Genomic DNA, 9752 nt, shown 5'->3' with positions numbered 1-9752 from the left:
CTTCGCCGTCTGCGTGAGATTCTTATCAAGCAAGGTCTGAATATGGAAAACCTGTTCAACGTAGAAAACGACTAATTGAACGGATGATGCTTCTCTAAATAGAAGAAAAATAAAAACGCTGACTTTAAGTCAGCGTTTTTTTGTTTGTGGCTTTGGTATTTCATACCGTCTAAACAAAATAGCAGTACGGCAAGAACAAACTACTTGGTAAGAAACTAAAGCAGCTTCTTCAAGCGGTAAAGTTCTTCTAATGCTTGGCGAGGAGTTAGATCATCAGGATCAACATTCGCAAGTGCTTGTTCTACTTCGCTTGGTTCAGGGATCAGACTTAGTTGGTTTGCAATATCAACGCCGCTTGGCTTCGATGTCGGAGACTCAAGACTCAATGCTTCGAGCTGTGTTAGCTTCGCGCGAGCGTTCTTGATCACCGCTTTTGGTACACCAGCCAATCCTGCAACCGCTAGGCCGTAAGATTTACTTGCTGCACCTTCTTGAACTGCGTGCATAAAGGCAATGCTGTCACCATGCTCAACCGCATCTAGGTGTACGTTTGCTAGCGTTGGAAGTTGGTTTGGTAACTCGGTTAGCTCAAAGTAATGCGTTGCAAACAGTGTCATCGCGTTGATTTGATTAGCTAACCATTCTGCACTTGCCCAAGCTAATGACAAACCATCGTAAGTACTGGTACCACGACCGATTTCATCCATTAGCACAAGGCTGTTTGGTGTTGCGTTATGCAGGATATTGGCAGTTTCTGTCATCTCAACCATGAAGGTTGAACGGCCAGAAGCCAGATCATCCGATGCGCCAATACGCGTAAAGATACGGTCGATAGAGCCGATGGTCGCGCTTTCTGCAGGAACATAACAACCGATATGAGCCATCAATGCGATGAGTGCCGTTTGGCGCATATAGGTCGATTTACCACCCATATTTGGACCTGTGATGATCAGCATCTTACGTTGATCATTAAGGTCGATAGGGTTAGCAATAAAGGGTTCGTCCATCACTTGTTCAACAACAGGGTGACGACCTGCTTGGATCTGCACACCTGCAGCTTCTGTCATGGTTGGACGACAGTAATCCAGCGTATCTGCACGCTCAGCCAAGTTTTGTAGAACATCAAGCTGAGATACTGAAGAGGCGATGTTTTGTAGGCGCTCTAGATACGGCAGTAGTAAGTCAAACAACTCTTCCCACAGCTGTTTCTCGATAGCGAGTGCTTTCGACTTAGAGTTAAGCACTTTGTCTTCGTGCTCTTTTAGCTCGGGAATGATGTAACGCTCAGCGTTTTTCAGCGTTTGACGGCGAACATAATGTGGCGGTACTAGGTGGCTTTGTCCGCGGCTCACTTGAATGAAGAAACCGTGTACGTTGTTGTAACCAACTTTTAGAGTGTCGATACCATGACGTTCACGCTCTTCTTGCTCAAGCTTATCCAGAAACTCAGTTGCACCTGCTGCAAGGTCACGCCATTCATCTAGCTCGGTATTATAGCCTTCTGCGATCACACCACCGTCACGGATAACCACCGGTGGGTTCTCTTTGATCGCTCGCTCGAGTAGTTCAGAAACTTCGTCCACAGGAGAAGCATATTGAGCAAGTTGAGTTAGGTACGGGTGCTTAAGTTGCGTTAGCGTTTCAGCAAGCTCTGGCAAGTATTCCATTGCTTGGCGAAGTCGTGCCATATCGCGAGGGCGAGCAGAACGAAGTGCAAGACGAGCAAGAATACGCTCGATATCACCAATCTGCTTTAAGGTTGGCTGTAGCTCTGTGAATAGAGCCAAATCTTTCATCTCACCAATCGCATCTAGGCGCTGATCGAGCGCAGAGATATTGCGCATTGGTTGATGTAACCAACGCTTAAGCATACGGCTACCCATTGCTGTTGCGGTGTGATCAAGTACTTCGGCAAGGGTGTTATCAGTACCACCACCAAGATTTTGCGTGATCTCTAGATTGCGGCGAGTCGCTGCATCGAGGATCACAGAGTGATCTTGTTTATCCATCGTCAGTGAACGGATATGTGGAAGGGCTGTACGTTGAGTATCTTTTACGTATTGGATCAAACAACCAGCCGCACATAGACCCAGTTTTGCGCTTTCTACGCCAAAGCCTACCAGATCGCGAGTACCAAATTGCTTATTTAATTGCTGCTTAGCAGTGTCTAATTCAAATTCCCATACAGGGCGACGGCGATTGCCATTACGGCTTGCCATTAGATTTACTGGCTCGAAATCTTCAGGGAACAGTAGCTCACGTGGTGAGGTTCTCTGCAGTTCTGCTGCCATTGCTTCTTCCGTTTCTGGTTCGCAAAGTTGGAATCGACCGGAGGTAATATCAAGTGTCGCGTAACCAAATTTACCGTTGTGGTGGTAAATGGCTGCAATTAGGTTATCAACGCGCTCAGAAAGTAATGCTTCATCGGTCACGGTACCGGGTGTAACGATACGTACAACAGCACGCTCAACAGGGCCTTTTGAAAGTGCTGGATTACCAATCTGTTCACAAATTGCTACGGATTCACCAAGTTGTACTAACTTTGCAAGGTACCCTTCAACGGCATGGTAAGGAACACCCGCCATAGGAATAGGCTCACCATTTGATGAACCACGTTTAGTCAGTGAAATATCGAGGAGTTGAGAAGCTTTTTTAGCATCATCATAGAAAAGCTCGTAGAAATCGCCCATGCGGTAGAACAGCAGAATTTCTGGGTTTTCTGCTTTCAGTTTTAGGTACTGCTGCATCATGGGAGTATGTTTTTGATCGGCTTTCACAGTTAACTTCTTTCGTTTATTTCTATTGCGGCTTAGGATACGTGAAAGCGTTTCGTGCGAAAAGCGGCTGATGCGAAAAGATGCGAATCCAAATGATATGACAGTAAATAAAGGGAAGTTGATGATGCAGATGACTCAAGACCTTAGTGAACAGCTTGGACATTTACTCGCTAAACACAAACAAGTGTTAGTGACGGCTGAATCTTGTACTGGCGGAGGTGTTGCGAGTGCAGTCACCGATATTGCGGGCAGCTCTGGGTGGTTTGATCGCGCTTTTGTTACGTACAGCAATGAAGCTAAGCAAGAGATGATAGGTGTACAGCTTAAAACCTTAATTGAGTTCGGCGCTGTGAGTGAGCCTGTCGTAATAGAAATGGCGAGCGGGGCATTGCAACATTCAAATGGGACGATCTCTGTATCAATCAGTGGCATTGCTGGCCCAGGTGGCGCGACCGAAGATAAGCCTGTTGGTACGGTATGCTTCGCGTGGAAAGCGCTAAATGGCTGGGATAAAGTAGAAACGCATGTATTTACAGGCGACAGATCACAAGTACGCCAACAAGCCACGCACCATGCCCTGCAAGTTATTTATGATTACCTATCAATGGAAGGTAAGTAACATTTGCACAAATTATTTTCATACAGGTATAGACACTGTATGAATCAACAGTATAATGAAAGCCAATTAGTCACCCCTATGTGGGTTAGAAATAGATTCTAGATCGCTTGTTGAGACAACCGATTATGTGGAGATAGAAATGGACGAGAATAAACAAAAAGCGTTAGCCGCAGCCCTTGGTCAGATTGAAAAGCAATTTGGTAAAGGTTCTATCATGCGTCTTGGTGATAACCGCACAATGGACGTAGAAACTATTTCTACAGGTTCTCTATCTCTAGATATCGCACTAGGTGCTGGTGGCCTACCGATGGGACGTATCGTAGAAGTTTACGGTCCAGAATCATCAGGTAAAACAACGCTAACGCTTGAGCTTATTGCTGCAGCACAGAAAGTGGGCAAAACGTGTGCATTCGTTGATGCGGAACACGCACTAGACCCTATCTATGCTCAAAAGCTTGGTGTTGATATCGATGCACTTCTTGTTTCTCAACCAGATACTGGTGAGCAAGCGCTTGAAATCTGTGATGCACTGGCTCGTTCAGGTGCAATCGACGTTCTTGTTATTGACTCAGTTGCAGCACTAACACCAAAAGCAGAAATCGAAGGCGAAATGGGCGACAGCCACATGGGTCTTCAGGCTCGTATGCTTTCTCAAGCGATGCGTAAGCTGACGGGTAACCTAAAGCAGTCTAACTGTATGGCTATCTTCATCAACCAAATCCGTATGAAAATTGGTGTGATGTTCGGTAACCCAGAAACAACAACGGGTGGTAACGCGCTTAAGTTCTACGCATCTGTTCGTCTTGATATCCGCCGTACTGGTGCGATCAAAGATGGTGATGAGGTTGTTGGTAACGAAACCCGTATCAAGGTTGTTAAGAACAAGATTGCTGCACCGTTTAAACAAGCTGAAACTCAAATCCTATATGGCAAAGGCTTCAACCGTGAAGGTGAGCTTATCGATTTAGGCGTTAAGAACAAGCTGGTAGAAAAAGCGGGCGCTTGGTACAGCTACAAGGGCGACAAGATCGGCCAAGGTAAAGCTAACGCTGGTAAATACCTGCGTGAAAACCCAGAGGTTGCTCTAGAGATCGATACTAAGCTTCGTGAATTGCTACTGACTCCTGCTGTTCTTGAAGAGAAAGACGTAGAGAAAGAAGAAGAAAACGAAGAGCTATAAGCTGACGTTTTACAGAGTAGATGTTTGAAAGAAGCATCTGCTTTGAAAGAATTTAAAGCCTCGCATATTTTATGCGGGGCTTTTTTATTGGTTCAGCTCCGTAGAGCATGTCTTTGGTCAACTCTCTTTCGTTGAGTGAGTTTCTTAGTTACTAGGTCGTCAATTTAGTTCTGCTTTTCCGCGGCTAGATATAGTGGAATATTCTTCATTTTATCGAATTCCCACTAAAATCCTGCCCAAGGGTGTCTTTTCTACAAGAAAACTAGTCGAAGCCTTAACCATGATCTACAATACGGCAAAATTCTAACTCGACTATTTTCAGGAAGAGCTGCATGTACATGAGCACTGATGAGGTTCGCAACGCGTTCCTTAAGTTCTTTGAGAGCAAAGAACACCAAATCGTAGACAGTTCATCGTTAGTTCCACATAACGATCCAACCCTGCTATTCACTAACGCAGGTATGAACCAATTCAAAGATTGCTTCTTAGGCGCCGAAAAACGTGCCTACACTCGAGCAACTACGGCTCAGCGTTGTGTACGTGCGGGTGGTAAACACAATGACCTTGAAAACGTAGGTTTCACGGCTCGTCACCACACGTTCTTCGAAATGCTAGGCAACTTCAGCTTTGGTGACTACTTCAAAGAAGAAGCGATTGGTTTTGCTTGGGAATTCCTGACTGAAACTCTTCAACTGCCAAAAGACCGTCTGTTGGTAACGGTATACGAGACAGATGATGAAGCATTCGATATCTGGAACAAGAAAGTAGGTGTACCTGCTGATCGTATCGTTCGCATTGGCGACAAAGAAGGCGGCAAACAGTTCGAGTCTGATAATTTCTGGACGATGGGTGACACAGGTCCTTGTGGTCCATGTACTGAAATCTTCTACGATCACGGTGAGCACATCTGGGGCGGCCGTCCTGGTACACCTGAAGAAGATGGTGACCGCTTCATCGAGATCTGGAACAACGTATTCATGCAGTTCAACCGTCACGCTGACGGCACAATGGAACCGCTACCTAAGCCTGCTGTAGATACAGGTATGGGTATTGAGCGTATTTCTGCAATCATGCAGGGCGTTCACTCTAACTACGAAATTGATGTATTCCAAAAGCTAATCAAAGCGACAGCGGAAGTTGTGGGTCATGACGACCTATCTAACCAATCGCTACGCGTTATTGCTGACCATATCCGTTCTTGTTCATTCCTAATCGCTGACGGCGTTATGCCTTCAAACGAAGGTCGTGGCTACGTTCTACGTCGTATTATTCGTCGTGCAGTTCGTCACGGTAACAAGCTTGGCGCACAAGGCGTGTTCTTCCACAAACTTGTGGGTGTATTGGCTGAAGTGATGGGCTCTGCGGCAGATGAACTTAAGAAACAGCAAGAGCTTGTTGAAAAAGTACTTCGCATTGAAGAAGAGAACTTCGGTCGTACTCTAGAGCGCGGCATGGTTATTCTTAATGACGCACTAGACGCACTTGAAGGCAAAGAGCTTGACGGCGAAACAGTTTTCAAACTTTACGACACATACGGTTTCCCAGCTGACCTTACTAACGATGTAGCACGTGAACGCGACTTTACTATCGATGAAGAAGGCTTTGAGAAGGCGATGGAAGCACAGCGTAAGCGTGCTCGTGAAGCTGGTCAATTCGGCACTGATTACAACGCAACGATCAAAGTAGACACTAACACCGAGTTCTGTGGTTACAAAGCTACTGAAGGTGCTGGTGAAATCTCTGCGCTATTTGTTGATGGTGAAGAAGTCTCTTCACTATCGGCTGGCGACAAAGCAATCATTATTCTTGAAGAGACACCATTCTACGCTGAGTCAGGCGGTCAATGTGGTGATGCTGGTACACTAAAAACAGCTTCGGGTCTTTTCAAAGTACAAGATACTCAGAAGCTAGGTAACGCATTTGCGCACCACGGTGAGCTAGTTGAAGGTGTATTTGCTAAGGGCGATAAAGTAGAAGCAACGGTTGACGCTGAGCGTCGTGCTGCTATCTCACTAAACCACTCTGCAACTCACTTGCTTCACTCTGCACTGCGCGAAGTTTTAGGTGAGCACGTTGCTCAGAAAGGTTCTTTAGTTAAGCCAGACAATCTACGTTTTGACTTCTCTAACCTTGAAGCGGTAACACCGGTACAGATTAAAGAAGTAGAGCGCTTGGTTAACGCACAAGTTCGTAAGAACCACGTGATTGAAACCAACATCATGGATATCGAGTCAGCGAAAGAAAAAGGTGCAATGGCACTGTTTGGCGAAAAGTACGATGATGAAGTTCGCGTTCTATCTATGGGCGATTTCTCTACTGAGCTTTGTGGTGGTATCCACGCAAGCAACACGGGTGATATCGGCCTGTTCAAGATCACTTCTGAAGGTGGTATTGCTGCGGGTATTCGTCGTATTGAAGCGGTAACGGGTGAAGCTGCTCTAGATGCAGTAGAAGCTCAGGTTAACGCTTACGAAGAGAAACTTACTGAATCCGCTAAGAAAGCGAAATCGCTAGAGAAAGAAATCCAACTGCTTAAAGAAAAGATGGCTGCTGCAGAAAGCGCAAACATCATGGGCAAAGTAGAAGAGATCTCTGGTACTAAAGTTTTGGTTGCTGCAATTGAAGGCGCAGACAACAAGAACCTACGTACTATGGTTGATAACGCTAAAAACCAAGTAGGTAGCGGCATCATCCTGATCGCAAACGTAGCAGACGGTAAAGTTGGCTTGATTGCTGGTGTAACCAAAGACCTAATCGGCAAAGTAAAAGCGGGTGACCTCGTTAAGATGGTTGCTGAGCAAGTTGGCGGTAAAGGCGGTGGTCGTCCAGATATGGCTCAAGCGGGCGGTACAGACGTTGAAGCACTGCCAGAAGCGCTTAAATCTGTGCGTACTTGGCTAGAAGAGCGTCTTTAAGCTTAAGTAATTGATACAAAGATGCCCAATCAGTTGATTGGGCATCTTTTATTTTGCCTATTGGAAGCGTGTTTAAACAAGGTTTGATTGAGATTAACCAAGAAGTCTAATGGTGGCGTTAGACTCCTTGGTTAATTTTTTATTGCTTCGCCCTGACGCGGAGTATGTGTTTTTTTGTCATATATAGACATTGGTCTTGGGAAGGTGAGGACGGGTGAAAATGCCTCTTATCGTGCAGAAATTTGGTGGAACGTCGGTGGGTTCAATTGAACGAATCCATCATGTAGCAGAAAAAATCATTGAAGCGAAAAATGAAGGGAACCAGATCGTGGTTGTCGTTTCTGCTATGTCTGGTGAAACAAATCGGTTAGTTAACTTAGCCACACAAATTGATAGCGTACCAAACGCTAGAGAACTGGATGTGTTGTTAACGGCTGGCGAGCAAGTTTCCATGGCCTTGTTAGCAATGACGTTACACAAGTTAGGTTATGAAGCGACATCAATGACTGGCTATCAAGCCAAGATACACACTGATTCTAATCATAATAATGCAGCGATTGAGCGTATTGATACTGCTCCTATTCAAGCTCTGCTAGATGACAACCAGATTGTCATTGTTGCAGGCTTTCAAGGGTTCAATGCGAAAGGCGATATCACAACATTAGGTCGCGGTGGTTCAGATACTACAGCGGTAGCGCTTGCGGGTGCCTTGCAGGCGAAAGAATGCCAGATCTATACTGATGTTGATGGTGTTTATTCTTGTGACCCTAGAGTTGTGAAGCAATCTCAGAAATTAGATACTTTAGACTTCCCTTCTATGGAAGAGATGGCCCGCCGAGGCGCTAAGGTTTTACATCTTCCATGTGTTCAGTATGCATGGCAGCATAACGTGCCATTGCGAGTGCTTTCAAGCTTTGAACAAGGCGAGGGCACATTGATCGCGGGTAATCAGTGTTTGAATGATATTGCTGGTATCGCCATCCAAAGAGATATGGTGCGTATCGAGTGTTTGAATGAAGATTTACCGTCTTTCATTTCACATTGCCAACTGTTGGGGATCGAAGTCTGTAGTGTGATCGAGGAAACAGAACGGGCAGCACTCATTATTAAACAAGACATAAGTGCCAAATTAAAACTAGTTTTTGCTGAGAAAATCCGTAATAGTGAACAGGTTAGTTTGTTAACTGTGGTAGGAAGCCGAACACAAGAAATTGTGGTCAGTTCACATGGATTGTTGTCTGAAGGCGAAATTGATGTACAACATCACTTATTGCAGCAGCAGTCTTTAACTTTGGTGATATCACCAACGCAAGTCGATATGGCTGCTAACATATTACACAATGCATACATCGTAGCGCGTGAAACACAGGGTTATCCTAAAAAAGAAGTGCATTTTGGTTAAATAAACTCAATCGATAGTTTACGAAAATATAACTTTTGTTGGATAATGCTCTCGTAGCTAGATAAATTTAGAGATTACTCAAGGAGCAAAGAATGCTAATTTTGACTCGCCGCGTTGGCGAAACACTGATGATTGGTGATGAAGTAACAGTTACTGTACTAGGCGTTAAAGGTAACCAAGTACGTATCGGTGTTAACGCACCTAAAGAAGTATCTGTTCACCGTGAAGAGATCTACATGCGCATTCAAGCTGAAAAAGGTAATGGTAACGTTGCATCTGGCAATTACTAATACTTTTGCGTAGAGAAGAGGCTAGCATTGTTGCTAGCCTTTTTTGATCTTGGGGAATAGAAACGCTCATTGGGACATAGATAGGTTGGATAGCGGATCGGTCTCAAAGTGGTGAAGTGAATGCTTTGTGATGTTGTGAGATACAGACAAGGTTGAACAGAACTGTTGCTCTGTATTTTGTTTGGCAAAATTCAAGATTTATTAGCTTCCCCTATGGCGCAAATACGCATCCCGTAGTATTGTGCCATCAGCGGTAGCACTTGCTGCTGGAGAAATTAGATAATTGTTTTCGGCTGTTTATTATTGCCAATCTTTCACCTTAATTTTTAAGGAAAAAAGCGCGATTTGAATGTTATAAGTTCAATTTGCAAGCGCTTTGATTAAATAGCAAACGGTTGAGTGTTTTTGTCCAATTTTTTTCAATAAAGTGTTTGACATATTTTCGGTAAAACGTAATATGTGCCTCCGCAAGACGGTGAGGTGGCCGAGAGGCCGAAGGCGCTCCCCTGCTAAGGGAGTATGTGGTTTGTAGCTGCATCGAGGGTTCGAATCCCTCCCTCACCGCCATT

6 protein-coding genes and 1 tRNA gene are annotated in these 9752 nt (G+C 44.9%); 6 read left to right on the top strand and 1 reads right to left on the bottom strand.

The window, feature by feature from the left end:
• Nucleotides 1-215: 215 nt before the first annotated feature.
• A complete protein-coding gene (gene mutS / locus QQ041_RS20685) occupies nt 216-2777 on the bottom strand; it encodes a DNA mismatch repair protein MutS (RefSeq protein ID WP_146490609.1) in 2562 nt (853 codons plus the stop codon).
• Nucleotides 2778-2901: 124 nt separating this feature from the next.
• Between mutS and pncC the strand changes: the two genes are divergently transcribed.
• From pncC to QQ041_RS20655, 6 genes are all read left to right on the top strand, one after another.
• Entirely contained in the window at nt 2902-3396 is a 495-nt protein-coding gene (gene pncC / locus QQ041_RS20680) for a nicotinamide-nucleotide amidase (protein WP_061018846.1), read from the top strand.
• Nucleotides 3397-3535: 139 nt separating this feature from the next.
• Entirely contained in the window at nt 3536-4576 is a 1041-nt protein-coding gene (recA, locus tag QQ041_RS20675; RefSeq protein ID WP_017056586.1) for a recombinase RecA, read from the top strand.
• A gap of 332 nt (nt 4577-4908) precedes the next feature.
• Complete coding sequence (gene alaS, locus QQ041_RS20670; protein WP_285954956.1) at nt 4909-7491, top strand: alanine--tRNA ligase; 2583 nt, start codon at nt 4909-4911, stop codon at nt 7489-7491.
• A 220-nt stretch (nt 7492-7711) separates the two neighbouring features.
• Nucleotides 7712-8893, top strand: a complete 1182-nt coding sequence (locus QQ041_RS20665) for an aspartate kinase (RefSeq protein ID WP_083702796.1) — start codon at nt 7712-7714, stop codon at nt 8891-8893.
• Nucleotides 8894-8985: 92 nt separating this feature from the next.
• A complete protein-coding gene (gene csrA, locus QQ041_RS20660) occupies nt 8986-9183 on the top strand; it encodes a carbon storage regulator CsrA (protein ID WP_004415691.1) in 198 nt (65 codons plus the stop codon).
• 474 nt (nt 9184-9657) lie between these two features.
• Nucleotides 9658-9750, top strand: a tRNA-Ser gene (locus tag QQ041_RS20655).
• Nucleotides 9751-9752: the final 2 nt, after the last annotated feature.

Origin of the sequence: Vibrio sp. TMPB1044, from assembly GCF_030442075.1 — a bacterium.
In the GTDB taxonomy this organism is placed as follows: Bacteria; Pseudomonadota; Gammaproteobacteria; order Enterobacterales; family Vibrionaceae; genus Vibrio; species Vibrio satsumensis.
Note: the sequence above shows the minus strand (reverse complement) of the source record. Positions and strands in the feature narration are given on the sequence as shown.